Below are 20,807 nucleotides of genomic sequence, written 5' to 3'. Positions count from 1 at the left end.
AAATGAAAATAGAAAACTTATATTGATTTCCCGCTACGCAAAGTCTCCGACTTTGCGCCACAAATACAAATAAGTAAACTCCGAAGTCAGGAGACATCGGAGAGCAACAAAAAAGCACAGACAAAAAATCTGTGCTTCCTATTTTATTAAAAACTAATTATTTCTTCGCTGCCGGTTTTTTTGCAACCGTTTTCTTTGCAGTAGTCGCTTTCTTAGCAGGAGCTTTCTTTGCTGCTGGTTTTTTCTTTTCAGCAAAAGCTTTTGGATCCTGTGCTGTAATCCATTTTTTAACCTCATCGATAGAAACTTCTTTTAAGTCGTCGGCTTCGTATTTGGTATCGTCTTTTTTCTTTGGAATTTTATAAATATTCTTTCCGTGTTTTACGATAGGACCCCATCTTGCATTTTCGATGGAGATTTTTTCAGCTTCCCACTGTTGGATGTAACGGTTGGCTTCTTTCTCTAATTTAGCTTCAACCAATTCGTTGATATCGTTCTGAGAAAGATTTTCGAAATCATATCTTTTCGGAACATTGATGAAAATACTTTGATATTTTATGAAAGGCCCAAATCTACCCGATCCTTTTGTAATAGGTTCTCCTTTATAGTTTGCGATTGGCGCATCTGCCAATTTCTTTTCAGCAATAATTTCTTCAGCACGTTTTTGATCTACAGAAAGAGGATCTTCCCCTTTTGGAATACTGATGTACGTTTCGCCCCATTTCACATAAGGACCAAATCTTCCAACACCAACAGAAACCGTCTGATCTTCAAAATTATTTAATTCAAAAGGTAGCTTAAACAGTTCCAAAGCATCATCCAAATTAATGGTTGCAATGTTTTGTCCTGCCAATAATGATGCGAAAATTGGCTTTTCTTCATCATCCTGTTCTCCAATCTGAATCATCGCACCATATCTTCCGATTCTTGCGTGAACATTTTTACCGGTTTTAGGATCAACTCCTAAAAGTCTTTCTCCATTGGCACGGTCTGCATTTTCTTCTACATCAGCAATTCTCGGATGGAATTTTGAATAGAAATCGGTCATCATTTCTTTCCACTTTTGACCACCGTTAGCAATTTCATCAAAACTTTCTTCAACTCTTGCGGTAAAACCGAAATCTAAAATTTCACTGAAATTATCGGTTAGGAAATCATTGACAACTTCACCAATATCGGTCGGAACGAATTTATTTTTATCGCCCCCGAATTTATCATCAAGGACTTCTTTTTTAATTTTATCTTTTACTAAAGACATCTTCACCACTTCTCTTGTCTGTGGCTCGATTTCTCTTTTATCAACATATTCACGATTCTGAATTGTTTGAATTGTTGGTGCATAAGTTGACGGACGACCAATTCCCAACTCTTCAAGCTTTCTTACCAGACCTGCTTCTGTATATCTTGCGCTTGGTCTTGTGAATTTTTCTGTTGCGGTAATTTTTTTATAGTCTAAAACTTCTCCAACTGTTACTTTCGGCAACAATTTTTCGTTGTTTTCTTCGTCTTCGTCTTCCGTTTTTACAATTCCGTATGCTTTAAGGAAACCGTCGAAAATGATTACTTCACCTTGCGCTTCAAAATGCTGCGGAAGTTTTGAGTTACCAATTTCAATTACTGTTTTCTCAATTTTAGCATTTGCCATCTGAGAAGCCAGTGTTCTTCTGTAAATTAACTGATATAATTTGCTTAACTGAACATCCCCAATCGATTTCACAGAAAAATCTGTCGGACGAATTGCTTCGTGAGCTTCCTGCGCAGAAGATGATTTTGTGGTATAATTTCTCGGAGAAGAATATTCTGCTCCGTATTCTGATGTAATTTGATTTTTAGCACCTTCAATGGCTTCTTGAGAAAGGTTTACCGAGTCGGTTCTCATATAGGTAATAAACCCTTCTTCGTATAATCTCTGGGCAAGACGCATGGTGTTGGTTACGTTGTAACCTAATCTTGAAGAAGCTTCCTGTTGTAATGTAGAGGTGGTAAAAGGTGCAGATGCAGAGCGGCTTCCCGGTTTTGTTTCTACATTTAAAACTTTAAATTCAACAGTTTTTGCTAATTCTAAGAATTTTTCGGCATCTTCTTCTTTCTCAAAATCTTTTTTAAGCTTTGCAGCGATTTCCTGAGAAGTTTTATTTAAGAAAATCCCATCCAGTTTGAAACTTGGTTTTGGTGTAAATGCACGGATTTCTTTTTCTCTCTCTACTACCAATCTTACGGCAACCGACTGCACTCTTCCTGCAGACAATCCCGGTTTTACTTTTTTCCAAAGTACAGGAGACATTTCGAAACCTACGATTCTGTCTAAAACTCTTCTTGCCTGTTGTGCATTAACCAAATTCTGGTCAATATCTCTAGGCGTTTCAATAGCCTTTAAAATTGCATTTTTAGTAATCTCGTGGAATACAATTCTTTTTCTGTTTTCAGGTTTCAGTTTTAATTCTTCTGCCAAATGCCATGCAATTGCTTCACCTTCGCGGTCCTCATCGGAAGCCAGCCAAACCATTTCGGCTTTTTTCACAGAAGCTTTAAGTTCTGTCACCAATTTCTTTTTGTCGGCAGAAACTTCGTAATCGGGGCTGAACGTCTCCAAGTCAATCCCCATTCCTTTTTTAGGTAAATCTCGGATGTGACCGAAACTGGATTTCACTTCAAAATCCTTTCCTAAATACTTCTGAATGGTTTTTGCTTTTGCGGGGGACTCAACGATTACTAAATTTTTCGACATTCCTGAAATTTTTGCAAAAGTAAAGCTTTTTTATTAGATGGGTTTGTTAAATAATTTTATTTAGCAGTTCAAATGGTGCAATTAAGGTTCTGTAGAAGAATCCTTCGAGTGTAAAACCTCTTCCCGACATCTCAACTCTATAGCATAACGAAATGATTATTATGAAGAAAGTAATCCAGAATTTTTGATTTAAAACCAATTTTTCTGAAGCTAAATAAGAATCGCTATCCTTTAATAATAAGGCAAAAAGCACGATAATAAACATCATGTGAATGTACATCCATCTTCCCCAATCGATTGCCAGATAAAATAGTGGTAGTGAGAATAAAAATGCTATAACTAACCAGATAGACAGAATCTTTCGCTCTCTTTGATATTTTAAATAATACCACAGATGAAAAACGCTAATTACAAAGCTGATTATATATAATAAGTATTGACTGAGATGTTCATTAATATAAATTCTCTCATTAATATTCCAAAAGAAAATTCCTTTAGTTAAAACAACTCCACGATTTTTTAATATTTCTAAAGAGTGACCTTCATTAATATCATGACCGAACAATACAATTAAAACAGCAGGAACAAAAACGGCAAGAATATATTTTAAATATCGTTCAAGTTCAAGCTTATGAGTCTTTAGATATAATGCAATGAGAAAATAGGGTACAAAAAAGATCGTGATTTCATGAAAAAACATTGCAACAAAGAGTCCGAGAGAAATTAAATATTCTTTCCGCTTTGAGAGTGAGTTTTTATTTAAATGATAAACGAAATAGGCAAAAAGAAAAAATACGATAAATTCCTTTTTACCAACATAATCAACGCAATTAAAAAGCCCGACAAATCCTATCGAAGACAATAAAAGTGACAGATAGAGAAATGTTGTTTCTTTATATTGAATCAGCTTAAAATAGTAGTAAAAGAAAAGCGAAATTATAATTACCTGAAACGCATAAACCAAATAATGAAGCGGAATTCCCGATAAATCTTGTAAAAGAAAGAAGAAACTTCCGGAAAGTCCGCGTCTTTTGAAACCGCCATCCTGATAATTGATCAACCAATCACCTAAAATATAGCCATCTGAATTTGCATTATGAAAATATGTAAAAACTATTGCAAACAAAGCGGTTGCAACAATAAGAACATAGATAAAAATCTTGATGTTAAAATAAGACAGAACTTTTTTCAACCTTATGTGTTTGTGAGCGTATCAAATAAAAAAGAGAAACAAAACAGCTTTTAAATAATCGACAAACTCAGTTTTTAATTTCTCAAAAATATGAAATTTGTAGGATTCTTGCGCTATTCTGTTTCTCTTTTAAAGTTTAATTATTTTTAAGCTTAAAAGATTTAAAAATTATTTCTTCACAATCTTTACAACTGTTTCGGAATTATTAACTCTTACCAAATAAACTCCCTGAACTAAAGATGAAACATCGGTCTTTGTATTTTCAAATTTACCGGATTTCACCATTTGACCTGAAGCATTATAAATCTGATAATAGTAGTCTTTATTATCCGTCGCTCTTATATATAAAACATCTTTTACAGGATTTGGAAAAAGAACAATTTTATTTTCTTTTGCCTTATCTGCGATTTCATTTTTAGTGAAAACATTTGCAGCTTTTGTAGATCCCGAAGGAGTCACAGGAATTGCGGGAATCGGACCTTCTTCATCTCCGTTTTGATTCGTTTTAACCTTCACACAACGGCAATTCATCCCAAAGTAAGGATCATTATTATCATGGAAAGCAATAAATTGATTGGCTGTAGAAGCTGCATTAAATAAAATATTAATTGGTCTTCCAATATAATTTGAATTTAAAGCCCCGGTCCAAACTCCCGGAAATTGGAAATTATTCACATTAAAAGTTCCGACAGAAGTTTGGTTAGCCGTAACACTTCTGAAACCACGTGATCCGGAATTAGGATAATTTCCTACAGGATAACTTGAATCGTTAAAGGTATATCCGATTGTCGTCGTTGTTGTATTTCTCACTCTTACACCGGCATATTCATTAATTAAATTATAGCTTGTTGCTACATTCTTATCTTTTTTATACCAAGGTGAAATTCCAAAATCTCTGTTGGTAATAATTGCTACTCCCGTGAGATCAGGAATCCTCCAACCTTCCGGACAAGGATCGAAAGCTGATTTTTCACCACCTCTTCCCCATCTTTCAGGTGCGACATTTGGTTCGTTTAATAACCAATCTGTTCCGTTTGTGTAATTCGGAACTGCAGAATTGTAAGGCGCAAACGAACTTGGAATCATATAAACCAATGGGTTTTCAACCGAATATGATAAAACTTTTGCTACTTTCTCATAAACTTTATCTGTTGCTAAAACATTTGCATTAGAAGAATTAGTGTAAGTATCATAAGGAACAATATATTCTCCAGATAAATTATTATAAGTTGCAGGAGTAAGCGTTGTGTAAGCTACTGCTCCATTCGCATTTACATTTCCTAAAAAAACATTGTAAGAAGCTCGAGTATCTGCATATTGAAACGAAGGAATAGGATCTTTTCTTCCCCATTGATATTGTAATCCTGTAGAAGCTCTGATTTTAGCATATTCATCAACAGTCGGAGTTAAAGGATTAGCTACAATTGGAAAAGCATCTGTTGCCCCAAGATTTCTATCCATAAATTCTGTTTTAAGAACATCGCCTTTTGGAACATAATTTATATAATTAGTTGCATTTGCATTGGGCATTTCTGTGGTATAATTGTAAGATTCAATCGGAGTGTCGGTCACCCAAATATGCCATGACCAATACACCGGATTATCAATACTTCCGTTATGCAATGTAACGACAGCATTACCGCTTTGATTGGGGTTTAGATTTAAAACAATTTTAGAATTTACCAAATCTGCAGTTGATCCAGGTGAAGGATTTGCTATGGTTACAGTGTTAATTAAGCCCGTATTTGTTGACCATAAAACGTTTGCTTTTAAATCATTAAAATTTGAAGCATTTAAAATATCAGGGTTATTCAGCAATTGACTTTGAACTGAAAAAGCTTTACTTACAGGAATTTCCAAGCTTGTAGCAGTTGTACTTTTTACAATTTGATATGTATTTGGATTATTCAAACCTTCTGTATACTCATCTGTTTCAGAAAAATATTCAGTTGGAAAATCATAATTATTAAGAATATTTAAAGGATCTTTAATACATCTGCAAGCATTTGCATCTGAAGTCTTAGAAGTCGACAACGGCAAATACCAATATCTTCCTTTAATTGTCGGAAATGCAGAACTTGGCGTATCATTTTGATATTTATCCGGAATCATATATAAAAGTCTGGCTCCAACAGCAGGAGTTGTATCATAAAAGCGGGTCATTGTTGCTGTCCACAAACCTACCTGATGTTGATCCGTATATTGTCCGGCTTGAGAATTAATAGCAAGTTGACCTGTTCCCGGGAAAGTTCCCATATTATTCCCGCCCACATTAGATAAATCGAAACCTACATTAGGATAAACTTTAAACCCTGTCATAAATGCAGGAACATTCGTGTCATTAGGTTTAACTATATGATATCCGCTTGATTCAAAAGCTGTTTTCCCAATATTCGTTCGTACTCCAAAAGGTGAAAAATCTACCCTAATATTATCTACATAAGATCCCGAAGCCTGATTTGCCACCAACATGGAAGGAATTCTCCATCCGTTCGGACATGGGTCAAAAGATGATTTATCTTTATAGGGAGCCGTACTTGCATCACTGCTGTAATCTGTATTTAATCTTCCACGGGAATTATCTGACCATAAATTCAGTTCTGTAAGCCTACTATCAATTAAAGAAACGGTTTTTCCAAACCAGTTAACCATTAGATTGGCATTATTGTTATAATAGGCAGGTCCGGAATTGTCATCTTTATTAACATAAATAAGACTTAACGGATTTTTTACTGAAAGCTTAATATTATTATCAACTGTTGCACCAGAAAGCGGTACAAATTGTCTTAAATTATCGAAATTCTGAGCATTCGTGAAATTTTTTGCACCTCTATGACGAATTCTTCCGATAGATCCGGAAACCTCATAAAAATCATTTCCTTTATATGCTAATGGCGGAATAGGATCTTTTCTTCCCCATTGGTAAAGAAGTCCTCCGCTTTTATTCCAATCGTTGGCGGTATTTGAATTACTTAAAGCGCCTAAATTCCGATCCATCCATTTCCACTCTACATCTGGAATTATTTCTATTGTTCCGTCGCTTTTTTCTCTTTTTACACCGGCAAAACTTTTATAAGTAGACCCGTTGGTTGGATCATCGGTTACCCAAATATGCCATGACCAAAAAATCTCTCCGTTAACTCTAAAAACGATAACCGCATTTCCCTCTTTGCTTTTGTTAATCGGTACTTTTATTTTGGCACTTTCTCCTGAATTAACAATTTCCAAAGCATAATTTAGCCCCGATTTTATCAATCCATGATTATCTTCCCAAAGAACATCGGCCGTGATAGTACCGCTTGGAATACTAGAATAGCCTAAAAACTTATAGCCACTCCACATAGCATAAGCTTTTTTTACAGGAATATAAATCCCATCACTTGCTTGTGAAGGTTCAAAAATATAGCTATTCGGCGCCTTCATCCAATCTTTTACAGCGACTCTTTCTGCATTCCCATTACTTTTATCAGGGAATTTATCACCTAAAGTGTCTGTTTTTATTTTCAATGCTGAAAATTCAGCTTTAGACACATTAAATTTTGATTCTAAAACATTTTTAGAATAAGCATCAGCAGAAAATAAACAGAACAGCGCTGCAATACTAAAAAAGTATTTTTTATTCATATTGTAAGTTGATTTTGTGATTTATAAACAACATTCCCACAAACACAACAAAACATCAAAAACACCAATGAAATAAAAATCATAAATCAGTTATCTTGACAAATGCGTAAAAATATTCAAATATGTGTGAGAATTCCGTTTAAATTATTTTCGGAAGCAAAAATACAATATTTGACACATAAAATGTATGCGTCTTAATTAATTTTCATTAATGATTAATAAAATTTAAATAATAGGAAAAAAAATAAGTGTTTAAAGACCTTTTAGAAACGTATTCTTTATGGAAGTAGAAAATTTTTGTAAGATTCTGCTGTAAATCTTCCATTTACAATATTTCTAAAGCTTGAAAATACAATGAAATTAAAAAAGAAAAGTACAATAATGAAAGTATGAATTAATCTTTTTGTTCCATAGGAGACCACATACATGGCATTAGGAATGATAATGTATGAAAAACCAATAAAGGCACCGGCTAATCTTGATGAGAAAACCGGATTATTCCTAAAAATAAAATAAAAACAAATTCCTATTACTGCATAATTCCGATGATACTCATAATATGGATATTTTTCTTTCATTGGCGTATCAAAATAGAAAAGGAAAAAAGTGAGAATTGCCATCATTGCTTCAGGAATACCAAAACCTCCATTCAATCGCTGAGCCGACTCGTCTACATAACCATTAAATCCTTCTACAAGCATATTATCACCCGCAATACCATCCATAAAAGTACCTAAAACACGGTAAACTTCAAAAGGTGAAGCAAATACCGATGCAATAATGAAAAGCAACATCCAAAATTTGTTTATCGGAATTCTTGCAACCCAATACATAGGCAAAAATGCATAACAAACATTATGAATTCCTGCTCCCAGATAAATACAAAGCAGATATAAAATAAGTTTTTCTTCTTTTATAAATTTAATTCCATAATAAACGATAAAGGACCCCAAACATTGCCTAATCTGTCCGCTTTCTCCAATAAAGAAGCCTGGAATAAACATAAACAATAAAAATGTAAAAGGATAAAAGGTGTTATCATCAATATATTCAACTTTTAAAATGATAGTTATCGCCGCTACAACAAGTGTTAGCATATAAAATGGTGCACTGAAAATATTGAGCAAAATTTTATTAATCAAAACGAAAAGCCATTCGAGTTCCATAGGTTGTGGTCCTTCCACATACAAAGCCTTCATAATGATACTTACATAATCTTTCGTATCTGAATAATTGTAAATTCCTACATAACTTCCATAATCGGGACCCACCTGATCTCTCAAACCCGCAAGAATAATAAGATAACCTGCTAAAAACCATAGCCATTTCTTCTCCACCTTTCTTCCATAAACTTCCTGAAAGCTGAAGATAAGCATGAAAACAAGCGCAATAATATAGTATGGGTGTAATAAACTCATTTAAACTGTATGAATATTTTTAAACTGATGAGAAACCACCACAATTCCTGAAAGAATTAATGGTAAAAAAAGTCTAGTTTCCCAAACGAGACCGACTAAAGCAATCATCACCAAATATGGAAGTGAAAAAAATAAATATTTTTTTAAAAATGTTTTTTGAAGAGGCTCTGCAAACCAAAAAACAAAATAAAAACCAGTAATACCAAACAAAAGACCTGCGATATTAAAAGGACTTGTAAGGTTTTTCATAAGATATACGCCCTCAAAAAAAGAAACATTTTGTGGAATCAAAATCTTCAGTGACAAATAAGGCAATACAAACGAAGTAATCAATATTAAAATTTCTTTTAAATGTATAAAATTTCTAACCTTTTTAAAATCAACAAAAAGTGCTGCAAAAAAAGCAATATTCAGACATGAAGTTTCCCTTACAAAAGTAGAAATAATGATTATCACACATAAAAAAATAAAATCAATCTTTCTTCTGTTTTTGAAATATTTAAAAGTAAACCAAACTCCCCAAAGATAAAAAAACACCGCTATTGAATCACAATTGGTCGGAACATATTGTACAATAACAATGAAAAAAATCGCTAACAAATGAAAAATTCTACTGATATATTTACTAGCAAGTGAAGTATTGAAATGGAGAATTTTATTTAAGACAATTGAAGAAAGCACGAAAAACACAGCGTTAATCAGAAAAATACTATGATAAAATAACGTTCCGTTTTTAAGTAAAAAATCTTTTGTTGATGGTAAATAATTATTCACAAAAAATTCAAAGAAATGAAAAACTTCCACCATCAAAAAATTTGGAATAACCCTATAAGCATACACCGAGGTAAACATAAAATCGGGCGGTTTTTCCATTGATTTCAATCCCACATAAGAAGATTCAAAGCCGTAATACGACATGAAAAACAGCAGAAACGGTAAAATTACTACAAACAGAAATCCGGATAATTTTTCATCAAATGTTTTCAACATACAACGTGTTAATCGTTTTTCAGTTCTAAAAATAGAACAAGGGAATTGGGAACTTCTGCAAAAGTATAAGTTTTTTTCATTTTATAATCAATATTTTATTGATTTTCAGACAAAACTTATTACATTATTGTTTTGAACCAATCATTAAAAATTTAAATTTGCAACTTGATTTATTAAGGCAATGCATCGCTTTTTCATACAATTATATTATTTTATTTCTAAAAACCGATTGTTTTCCATCGCAGCAGCTTTGGGAATTCTTGTCATTTGTGGATTTTTTGCCTCCAAAATTAATTTTGAAGAAGACATTAATCAGATTATTCCTAAAAATGACAAATCTGATTTGACGGCAAAAGTTTTGAAACAACTCAATTTTTCAGACAAAATCATCGTCATCATTGAAAAGAAATCGAAAGACGACAATTTTCAACTTTCAGAAACTGCAGATACTTTTTTAAATAAAATTGAACCTTTAAAAAAATATATAGGTTCGGTTCAGGGAAAAGTAAATGACAATGAAATCTCTGAGACTTTTGATTTTGTCAATCAAAATTTGCCTTTGTTTCTGGATGAAAACGATTACAAAGAAATCGAAAGAAAACTCAATGAAGACAGTATTGCAAAGCAGGTTGAGAACAATTATGTCTCGCTAGTTTCTCCGACAAGTTTGGTAACGAAAGAATTCATCAAAAAAGACCCGCTTGGAATTACTTTTTTAGGAATCAAAAAACTGAATGCTTTAAATATCAGTAAAGATTTCAAACTCGAAGACAATTACATCGTCACCAAAGACGGAAAAAACCTTTTGCTTTTTATCGATCCAAAAAATAAAAGCAACGATACCAAAAACAATGAAGTTTTTGTGAATCAGCTAAATCAAATTAAAGACGAGATCAATAAATCGTTCAAAGGAAAAACAGAAATCAGTTATTTCGGTTCGCCGGTAATTGCGGTTGCGAATGCACAACAGATCAAGAAAGACATTCAGAATACAGTCATTATTTCGATGACAGTCTTGTTGATTTTGCTGATTTATTATTTCAGGAATTTTTTTACGCCACTCATCGTTTTTTTACCGACAGTTTTCGCCGTGTTCATTTCACTGATGATTTTGTATTTTATTAAAGATAAAATTTCAGCAATTTCATTAAGTGTTGGAGCTATTTTAATTGGAATTACAATTGATTATGCGCTCCATATTTTGACGCATTACAAACATAATAACAATATTGAAGAGCTTTACAAGGAAATCACACAACCGATTATTTTGAGTAGCGCAACGACTGCTGTTTCATTTCTATGTCTGGTTTTCGTTCGTTCTGAAGCTTTGAAAGATCTCGGGCTTTTTGCAGCAATTACTGTTTTCCTTTCTTCGTTTGCAGCTTTGATTATTGTTCCGCAATTGTATCATCCGAAAGAAAAGTCGGGAAAAGTAAGCACTAATTTCATCGATAAGATTGGTAATTATCCCTACGAAAAGAACAAACCTTTGATTATTGTCTGTTCAATTATGATTATTGCGTGTCTTTTTGGCTTTCGCCACGTTGGTTTTAATGAAGATATCGGTGACTTAAATTACATTCCGAAAGATTTAAAAATCAGTGAAGCCAAGCTTGAAAAGTTATCAGACATCACTTCGAAATCCATTTATACAATTTCTTATGGAAATTCGGAAAATGAAGCTTTAGAAAGGAACTCACAACTGAGCCAGTTTTTAGAAAAAGAAAAAAAAGAAGGTGAAATTTTAAGCTACAATTCAATTGGTAATGTTGTTTTATCTAATGAAGACCAACAAAAAAAGGTTGAAAAATGGAATCTGTTTTGGAATCAGAACAGAAAAAATCAAACAATTTCTGAATTGGTTCAAAATGGAAATAAATTTGGTTTTAATTCTTCTGCATTTGATCAGTTTAATGAAAATTTAAATAAAACTTACTCCACTTTAAGCTTAAGAGAATACGAAAAAATAAAAGCACTACAAATTTCTGAATTTCTGAGCAACGAAAATGGTTTTTATACCGTTTCGAATGTCGTAAAAGTGGATGAAAAGAAAAGAGATGCTTTCATAAAAGATGTTGAAAAAAACCACGAAGCTTTGGCAATCGACCGTCAACAGATGAATGAGAATTTTTTGGGCTTGCTAAAAAATGATTTCAATACGTTGATTAATTATTCTCTTTTAGCAATTGTCTTAACAATTATCGTTTTCTTCAGAAATTTTGAATTGTCGCTTCTCACGATGTTCCCAATTGTTTTAACGGGAGTCGTGACTGCAGGAATTTTATATTTTCTTGGTTTAGAATTAAATATTTTCAGCACCGTTGTCTGTACTTTGGTTTTCGGAGTTGGTGACGATTTCAGTATTTTCCTCACGAAAGCAATGCAAAAAGAACACACAACCGGAAAAAACGAGCTTCCAACATATAGAATTTCGATTATTCTGGCGGTTTTTACAACAATTTTATCCATCGGTTCTTTGATCTTCGCAAAACATCCGGCTTTACATTCTTTAGCTTTGGTCGCTTTGATCGGAATGTTTTCCGTAATTGTGATTACTTCAACTTTGTACCCGTTTTGGTTTAGATTTTTAATCATTAACCGACAGAGAAAAGGTTTATCGCCAATTACCTTAAGGTTATTATTAAATTCGTTCCTGTCTTTTATTTATTATGGTTTGGGCGGATTACTATTTTCTGCAATCGGAAGTATTTTTGTAAAAAGATCGAAAGGAAAAACATTAGATTTCATCAAATTACTTTTAGCAAAGTTCCTGACTTCAGTTTTATATTCAAATCCATTTGTAAAGAAAAAAGTCATCAGAAACCCAGATGAAGATTTTTCTCAACCTGCAGTAATTATCGCAAATCACACTTCATTTCTTGACACTCTGGCTTTAGGAATGGTCAATCACAAAATTATTTATCTTGTGAATGACTGGGTTTATAATTCTCCGGTTTTCGGGAAATTGGTAAAAGCTTTGGGATTCTATCCGGTTTCTCAAGGAATTGAAAACGGAATGGATCAACTGAAAGAAAAAATAGAACAGGGATATTCTTTGGTTGTTTTCCCGGAATCTGAGCGTTCTTATACGAATGACATAAAAAGATTTCATAAAGGTGCATTTTACATTGCCGAACAATTTAATTTAGACATCCTTCCCATATATATTCATGGAAATTCTGAAGTGCAGCCGAAAGGAGATTTTATTATTTATGACGGAAGTATCACAGTGAAAGTTGGCGACAGAATTCATAAAGGAGATTTGAGTTTTGGTAAAGATTATTCTGAAAGAACGAAGAAAATCAACGCTTATTTCAGAGATGAATTTGCAAAACTGAGAATTGATATTGAAGATGAAGACTATTTTAAGAAAAAACTGTTTTTAAGCTTTTTATATAAAGAAAATGAAGTTGTAAAACCTTTAAAAGAAGATTTTAACAAAAACAAATCGGCTTATTTTGAATTGAATAAACACATTCCGAAAGATGCCACGGTTTTTCATATTGCGAATGATTTCGGACAGAAAGATATTTTGCTCACACTTCAGCAAGCCGGAAGAAAAATTTTCAGCTTAATTAATGATGAAGAAAAAAGATTAGTTGCCAAAAACAACTATTTGGTGCAAAGAAGAAAAATTTTCTATATTGAAAATCAGTCTCAAATCAATAAAAAGATAGATGTACTTTTAATTTCTGATAAAAATTTTTATCTTAATGATATCAAAGATTTTCCGGAGATCATTATTTTGCTGAATATTAAAAATCGAACTTTTGAAAACCCAAATTACAAACACTTGTTTAATTCGGAATCAATAAAAATATTTAGGCATAAATAATAAAATTGAATATCTTATTTTTGTAATCCATAAAAAATATTAATGCAAAAAAATATACTCGTACTTTATTATACTCAAACAGGTCAGTTAGAAGATATTGTCAAAAATATCGCACAGCCGTTTGAAGATAAAAAAGACGAATACAAAGTAACTTATTACAACATTCAGCTTAAAAAAGATTTTCCTTTTCCGTGGCCGAGTGATGTTTTTTTCAACACATTTCCGGAATCTTATTTACAGATCCCCAGTGAAATTCTTCCACCACCGGAAGAAGTGCTCAACACTAAATTTGACTTAGTACTTTTCGGTTATCAGGTTTGGTATTTAACGCCATCAATCCCAATTATTTCTTTCTTGAAAAGCGGCTTTGCAGCTGACATTTTAAAAAACACGCCAGTTGTAACCATTTCTGCAACAAGAAATATGTGGATGCTTTCACAGGAAAAACTGAAAGTTTACTTAAAGAATTTCGACGCTAAACTGGTCGGAAATATCGCATTAGTGGACAGAAGAGACAATTACACAAGTGTTTTGACGATTCTTCGATGGATGACAACCGGACAAAAAGAAAAATCAGGAATTCTTCCTGCTGCCGGAGTTTCGGATGAAGAAATCAACGGAGCCGGAAAATATGGTAAAATTATTGAAAGACATTTTGAAAACAATGATTTAGTCAATCTTCAATCTGAGTTGGTAAAAAACGGAGCCGTAGAAATAAGAGCCTTTTTAGTACGAGTAGAGAAAGTAGGCAACAAAATCTTTACTATTTGGTCTAACCTGATCATCAATAAAAAAGAAAAACGACCTTTGCTGATAAAATTCTTTAAGGTATATTTGATGGCAGCAATTTGGATCATTTCACCAATTGTGTTGATTTTTCATATCTTGCTTGCTCCAATTTTATGGACAAAAAGACAAAAACAGAAAAAATATTTACAAGGAATTAATTTAAAATAGAAATGTACGACGTATTTATAACAAAAGCTTCAACATACTTGCCGAATGAACCGGTTTCTAATGACGAAATGGAAACGTATCTTGGCTATATAAATGACAAACCGTCAAAAGCAAAAGCACTGATTCTAAGAAATAATAAAATTAAAACCAGATATTACGCTTTAGATAAAAACGGAAAACCCACGCACACCAATGCGCAGATTACTGCAAAAGCAATTGAAGGTCTTTTTGACGAAAATTTCAAAAAAGAAGACATGGAACTGCTTTCGTGCGGAACAACTTCTGCAGACCAGATTCAGCCTTCTCATGCATCGATGGTGCATGGTGAGCTTAACATTGGAAAGTCTGTTGAAATCAATACCTCAACCGGACTTTGTAATTCGGGAATGAATGCTTTAAATTATGGTTTTTTAAATATTAAAGCCGGAATTAAAGACAATGCAGTCTGTGTTGGTTCTGAAAGGATGTCTGCATGGATGACTGCCGATAAATTTAATCATGAAGCTGAAAACTTAAAACTTCTTGAAGAAAGACCAATCGTAGCTTTCAAAAGAGAGTTTTTGAGATGGATGCTTTCTGACGGAGCCGGAGCTTTTCTGTTGGAAAATAAACCGAGAGAAAACGAAACTTCTTTAAAAATAGAATGGATTGATTTCTATTCTTATGCTCACGAAATTGAAGCGTGCATGTATTCCGGTTGTGAAAAACAGGAAGACGGAAGCCTGAAATCTTGGGCAGAATATCCTGCTGAAGAATGGCTAAACCAATCAATTTTTGCTTTAAAACAAGATACTAAACTTTTAGACCAATACATTTTGGTAAAAGGTGCAGAAAGTTTGAGAGCTTCTTTCACCAAACACGACCTTGATCCTGATTCTATCGACCATGTTTTGGCACATATTTCTTCTGGTTACTTTAAAGAAGGTTTAAAAGAGGAATTTGCTAAAGTAGGCTTAGATTTCCCTTGGGAAAAATGGTTCTACAACCTTTCGGAAGTTGGAAATATCGGAGCGGGTTCAATCTTTATTGCAGTTGAACAATTGTTGAATTCTGGCAAACTTAAGAAAGGAGAAAGAATCATGCTTTGCGTTCCTGAAAGTGGAAGATTTGCTTATTCTTGTGCATTATTAACCGTTTGCTAATGGAAATTTCTTTACCGACATCAGACAAAAATTTTGTAGAAAGTCTTATTCCGCAAAAATTTCCTTTTGTCATGGTGAGCGAACTTGCAGAATATAATGAAAGCCAGTTAATCTCTGGTTTTACCATTAAAGAAGATAATATTTTTGTAAATGACGGAATTTTTCAGGCTTCAGGTTTGATTGAACATCAGGCTCAAAGCGTGGCTCTTCATACAGGTTATAAATTTTATCTTTTAGGAAAAGAAGCTCCTACAGGTTATATTGGTGCCATTAAATCTTTTGAAGCGGAAGATTTGCCGAAAGTAAATGATATTTTAAAAACCGAAGTTTCTATTTTAAATGAAATGATGGGTGTAACTTTAGTAGAAATCATTACTAAATTAAACGATAAAATAATCGCAAAATCGCAGATGAAAACTGTGGTGAAATAGATTTAATTATCGTCAATTCGAGTAAAATTCTGCAAGAATTTGTATCGAGAACTTTAAATTCAAACTTCTCGAAATCTACTCGAATGATGAAATAATATAATAAAATGGAATTAAAAGAAGAAAACCTCATCAACATTCATCATTTCTTACCTCATAGAGAGCCCATGTTGATGGTTGACTACATTTTGGAGTTGACTCCGGAAAAAGTGGTGACTTCTTTTGAAATCAAAGCTGATAACATTTTTGTTCACAACAATCAGTTTGTAGAAGCTGGTTTGATTGAGCATTCTGCGCAAACCTCATCTTCAATTCTTGGGCAGAGTTTTTTTTCAAACACTGAATCAAATACCAAAGTAATTGGGTTTATTACAAACATCAAAAAGATTGAAATTTTCGGTTTGCCTGAAGCTGGAAATAAGATTTTTTCAAAAGCTTCATTAATTTCAAAATACGAAAATATCTGTCAGATTTTCTGTGAAACTTTTTTAGATGAAAAACTGCTGATTCGTACAGAAATCAGTTTGTTTATTCAGGAAATAAAGTAACTGAAAATTTAATTTTAAAGATACAGAAGCCAACTTTTACAGTTGGCTTTTTTTATTGATGAATTTCTCGATATATTTGATGAAAATAAAATTATGAGCGTAAAAGTAAGGTTCTATTCCTACGATGTTGAATTTGAGTTTGAAAGATCTGTAGAATTTCCTGTTGCACCCCAAGTTGGAGACGAAGTAAACCTGATTTCTTTCTTTAAATATCAAACTTCAGAAAGAATTGAATACTATGAAAATATGGAAAATTTGGGTTTATACAACAACGCTTTAGTTATTGAAAGAACTTGGTGCAATGACTTAGAGAAGGGTGAGATTTATCTTTTGGTGCAGTTGAAGTATAAGAGAAAGTAAAATTCAAAAAAAATCATTTATAATTTATTACCGTATTTCTTGCTTGGGCTTTGAAACGAGAAAAGAATTAATATGAAGTATTCAATTTATTACAAAATATTTTCTTACATCCCACTAATAAATCTATTGGCTTTATTATTACTAATAACTCATTCTTATTTGTTGTATGGAAGAATGCCATCATATTCAAATCCTGACCCGAAAACATTATTTATTACTTATTCAATATTTCAGATAAGTGAAATCATGCTATTTTTCTCATTCTTAATATTACCTAGCTTAGTTCTAATGGTAATTTTCCAAAAAAAACTTAATCGAATACTTCTATTTAAACATATCATAATTTATGGATTGGGTATCCTTTCAACGTTAATAATTTACAGGATTGAAATACTTGATTTGGGAGCATGGATTATAGATTAAATAAAATCACATAATGTAAACACTTCTATTTAAAAATAACCGTGTCAAGATTTAAACCCTTGACACAGTTATGATATTACAAAAATATTAGTTATTGATCTTAAACAAAAAAGTGAGACATTTCTGCCTCACTTCAAACAATTTATATCAATGAAAATTAATATCCGAAGATTTCTTCTAAAGTCACTTCTTTAAAAGTTCCCATTTTATTAATAGATTCCATATTCAGGTTTTCTTTTTTCCCGATGATTGCCGTGTTGTATTGTACAGGCTTAATTTCTGTGTTGTAGAAATTAGTCAATTGAGGTAAAGTCAAATTCTGAATTTCAGCATAAATATCTTTTCTGATATCATAATCAACTCCCAATTTCTTCAATGACATTTGATTGTAGAAAATGTTGGTTCTGTTGATTCTGTTGGATGCAATCTGCTTTAAAGCCGAACCTTTTGAGTTTTCAAACTGAGCAGGAATTTGCGGAAGCTGAATCATCAATTCATCCATCGCATTTACAGCTGAAGGCAATTTATTCGATTGTGTTCCAATGTAGTTGGTGATGTAGTTGGCGTGACCTTTCTCATTCGCTGTTGCGTAAGAAACGTATGCTGAATACGCCAAAGACTTACTTTCTCTGATTTCCTGGAAAACAATAGATGACAATCCTCTTCCGAAGTATTCATTGAAAACATTAATTTTCCCGAAGTTCGCAAGATTTACATCACTTCCCTTCGCTACTTTCGCCATTTCCATTTGTACCATGTCATAGTTTGCGAAATAAACAGTGCCTCCAGTTTTTGGCTCTGCGTATTCTTTAGCTTTTGCAGGCTGCAACGTTGCGTCTGCAATAAATGGTTTTACTGCTTTCTCAAGGTCTTTTTGACTTTCTCCGTACAAGAAAACTTCGTAAGGATAATTATTTAAAGTCTTGATTTTAGACATTAATTCTGTAACGTTAATATTCTGCAATCTTTCTTTAGAAATAATATCTGTCATTCTGGAGTCTTTCCCGTATTTCGCATAATTGGAAAGTGCCGCCATAATTCTGGTTTTATCCTTTTTAGCAACATCTCTTGATTCAAGAATAGTTTTTACCGTTTGATTGTAAATTTCCTGGTCTGCTTTTACGTTTTTCAACCAGTGATTTAGCAATTCAACTCCTTTTTTCATGTTTCCTTCAAGACCGCTTAATGTAATAAAAGTCTGATCATTTGAAGTTCTGAAGCTGTTTGAAATTCCTAATTTATAGAATTCCTCTTTCAATTGTTCCGGAGTGTATTTATCCGTTCCTAAATATTGTAAAACACTCACTCCTAAAGAAAGTTCTTTGTCGTTATCTGTTCCGAATGGGAAAATATAACTTACCTGAGCAACTTTGTTGTATTTATTGTTGACAAAGCTTACTTTTTTATCTTTAATCTGAGTCGTAGCAATTGCAGTTTTATAATCTACAAACTGAGGTTTAATTTCAGCGGGTTTATTACCTAAAATATCTTTTAAGAAAGGCGACTGTGCTTCTCTGTTAAGTTTAATTGGTGTAATCCCTGGGTTTTGTACACGTACCAATTTATCATTTACTCCTTTTTCTTTGTAAATTACAACGTAATTATTTTTAAAGAATTCGTTAGCAAATTTTACCACATCAGCTTTTGTGATTTTCTCATACTGATTGATTTCATCAAGTTCCTGTTCCCAAGTTCTTTCACCAATATAAGTACTGTAAAGCGTGGTTGCCAAACCGTCTGCAGTTTCCCAGCCTTTCATACGCTGAACTTTCATATCGTTCACAATTGCTTTCAACATCCAATCCGGGAACTGACCTTTTTTAACTAAATCGATCTGAGCTAAAAGCAATTTTTTAGCATCATCAAAACTCTGTCCCTCTTTCGGAGTTACATACATATTGAATGAACCATATGTTTTTAATGCATTTGCATAAGCTCCTGCGCCTAAAGTCGTTTGTTTTTGATTGATATTAAGGTCAATTAAACCTGCATCTCCGCTGTTGCTCAAAATTTCACCTACTACACTTGCCAATCTTGCTTCTTGAGTTCCGTTTGAATCGGTTCTCCAAGCCATTGTCATTCTTGGCGTTGACGGGCTTTTTACAGTTCTTGATACAATGGAAGTCATTGGTTCTTCCGAAACCATTTTCTTCATCGGCAATTCTTTATATTTAAAAGTACCGAAATATTGATCAACTAATTTTATCGTTTTGTCGAAATCTAAATCTCCAACTAAAACTACCGCCATGTTATTGGGAACATAATATGTATCAAAATACTTGTGAATGGCTTCCATTGAAGGGCTTTTCAAATGTTCTGAAGTACCAATTGTCGTTTGCTGACCGTTTGGATGTTTTGGGAAAAGCGCATCCATTAATGCATAATTTACCAAACGTCCGTCATTATCCTGCGCTCTGTTGAATTCTTCATAAACTGCTTCCAATTCTGTATGGAAAAGTCTTAAAACCAATTCAGAAAAACGCTCTTTTTCAACTTTAAGCCATTTTTCAAGCTCGTTTGAAGGAATATTATTTTTGTAAACCGTTTCGTCTAACCAAGTGTGAGCGTTGGTTCCTGTTGCTCCCAAAGAAGAAATTGCTTTATCGTATTCGTTTGCAATTGCATATTTTGAAGCTTCCTGAGAAACCTCATCGATTTTTTTATACAATGCTTTTTTCTTCTCAGGATCTTTTTCTGCTTTGTGCTGTTCATAAAGATCAGAAATTTGTTTTAAAAGAGCTTTTTCTTTAGCCCAATCCTGAGTTCCTAAGTGTGAAGTTCCTTTGAAAACCATGTGCTCCAAGTAATGAGCAAGACCCGTATTGTCACTCGGATCGTTATTAGAACCAGTTCTTACCGGAATATAAGTCTGAATTCTTGGTGCATCATCGTTTTTAGCAAGATAAACCTTCAAACCATTTTTCAGGGTATAAACTCTTACACCAGCCTGATCATTTTTCACAGTCTCGAAGCTGTATCCTTGAGCATCGGTCTGTTTCTGTGTCTCAAATTTCTGCGCCATTGCAATGATTGTGCAAAAAAGCGAAACTGAAATAAAAAATTTCTTCATATGAATTGATTATTTTAAAATAAGTCTTTATAAATTTAACTTTGTTACAAATCAAATTACACAATAAAGTAAGCTCACTTCCGTTTGATATA

At 33.0% G+C, this 20,807-nt stretch carries 12 protein-coding genes; 6 read left to right on the top strand and 6 right to left on the bottom strand.

Features of this window, described 5'->3' with window-relative positions:
* Positions 1-157 precede the first annotated feature (157 nt).
* The 5 genes from topA to OEA66_RS19250 all read right to left on the bottom strand — a co-directional run bounded on the left by topA (position 158) and on the right by OEA66_RS19250 (position 9,952).
* Positions 158-2,728 (bottom strand): type I DNA topoisomerase, encoded by a 2,571-nt coding sequence (gene topA, locus OEA66_RS19270; RefSeq protein WP_267282938.1) that lies wholly within the window; start codon positions 2,726-2,728, stop codon positions 158-160.
* Between the two features lie 46 nt (positions 2,729-2,774).
* Positions 2,775-3,920, bottom strand: coding sequence for a hypothetical protein (locus tag OEA66_RS19265; RefSeq protein ID WP_267282937.1), 1,146 nt, complete (start codon positions 3,918-3,920; stop codon positions 2,775-2,777).
* Positions 3,921-4,088: 168 nt separating this feature from the next.
* Complete coding sequence (locus OEA66_RS19260; protein WP_267282936.1) at positions 4,089-7,544, bottom strand: T9SS type A sorting domain-containing protein; 3,456 nt, start codon at positions 7,542-7,544, stop codon at positions 4,089-4,091.
* Positions 7,545-7,822: 278 nt separating this feature from the next.
* The gene (locus OEA66_RS19255; protein WP_267282935.1) at positions 7,823-8,962 is read right to left on the bottom strand and encodes an EpsG family protein; all 1,140 of its coding nucleotides are present in this window, start codon (positions 8,960-8,962) and stop codon (positions 7,823-7,825) included.
* Positions 8,963-9,952: a hypothetical protein gene (locus OEA66_RS19250; RefSeq protein ID WP_267282934.1), complete on the bottom strand. Its 990-nt coding sequence runs from the start codon at positions 9,950-9,952 to the stop codon at positions 8,963-8,965. It lies immediately after the preceding gene.
* 229 nt (positions 9,953-10,181) lie between these two features.
* Between OEA66_RS19250 and OEA66_RS19245 the strand changes: the two genes are divergently transcribed.
* The 6 genes from OEA66_RS19245 (at position 10,182) to OEA66_RS19220 (ending at position 17,222) form a co-directional block, all read left to right on the top strand.
* Positions 10,182-13,787 (top strand): MMPL family transporter, encoded by a 3,606-nt coding sequence (locus tag OEA66_RS19245; protein ID WP_267282933.1) that lies wholly within the window; start codon positions 10,182-10,184, stop codon positions 13,785-13,787.
* Between the two features lie 42 nt (positions 13,788-13,829).
* A complete protein-coding gene (locus OEA66_RS19240) occupies positions 13,830-14,744 on the top strand; it encodes a dialkylrecorsinol condensing enzyme DarA (RefSeq protein WP_267282932.1) in 915 nt (304 codons plus the stop codon).
* Between the two features lie 2 nt (positions 14,745-14,746).
* Positions 14,747-15,886, top strand: coding sequence for a dialkylresorcinol biosynthesis protein DarB (gene darB / locus OEA66_RS19235; protein ID WP_267282931.1), 1,140 nt, complete (start codon positions 14,747-14,749; stop codon positions 15,884-15,886).
* Positions 15,886-16,317, top strand: a complete 432-nt coding sequence (locus tag OEA66_RS19230; RefSeq protein ID WP_267282930.1) for a hotdog family protein — start codon at positions 15,886-15,888, stop codon at positions 16,315-16,317. Before darB ends, OEA66_RS19230 begins: the two co-directional genes overlap by 1 nt.
* A gap of 104 nt (positions 16,318-16,421) precedes the next feature.
* Positions 16,422-16,862 carry a hotdog family protein gene (locus OEA66_RS19225; RefSeq protein WP_267282929.1) on the top strand — a complete coding sequence of 147 codons (441 nt, stop codon included), beginning with the start codon at positions 16,422-16,424 and terminating at the stop codon, positions 16,860-16,862.
* Between the two features lie 93 nt (positions 16,863-16,955).
* Positions 16,956-17,222: a hypothetical protein gene (locus tag OEA66_RS19220; RefSeq protein ID WP_267282928.1), complete on the top strand. Its 267-nt coding sequence runs from the start codon at positions 16,956-16,958 to the stop codon at positions 17,220-17,222.
* 580 nt (positions 17,223-17,802) lie between these two features.
* Here the strand turns inward: OEA66_RS19220 and OEA66_RS19215 are convergent.
* A complete protein-coding gene (locus OEA66_RS19215; protein ID WP_267282927.1) occupies positions 17,803-20,715 on the bottom strand; it encodes a M16 family metallopeptidase in 2,913 nt (970 codons plus the stop codon).
* Between the last annotated feature and the right edge of the window lie 92 nt (positions 20,716-20,807).

Source organism: Chryseobacterium luquanense, assembly GCF_026460945.1.
Taxonomy (GTDB): domain Bacteria; phylum Bacteroidota; class Bacteroidia; order Flavobacteriales; family Weeksellaceae; genus Chryseobacterium; species Chryseobacterium luquanense.
This window is presented reverse-complemented; position numbering and strand designations above follow the sequence as displayed.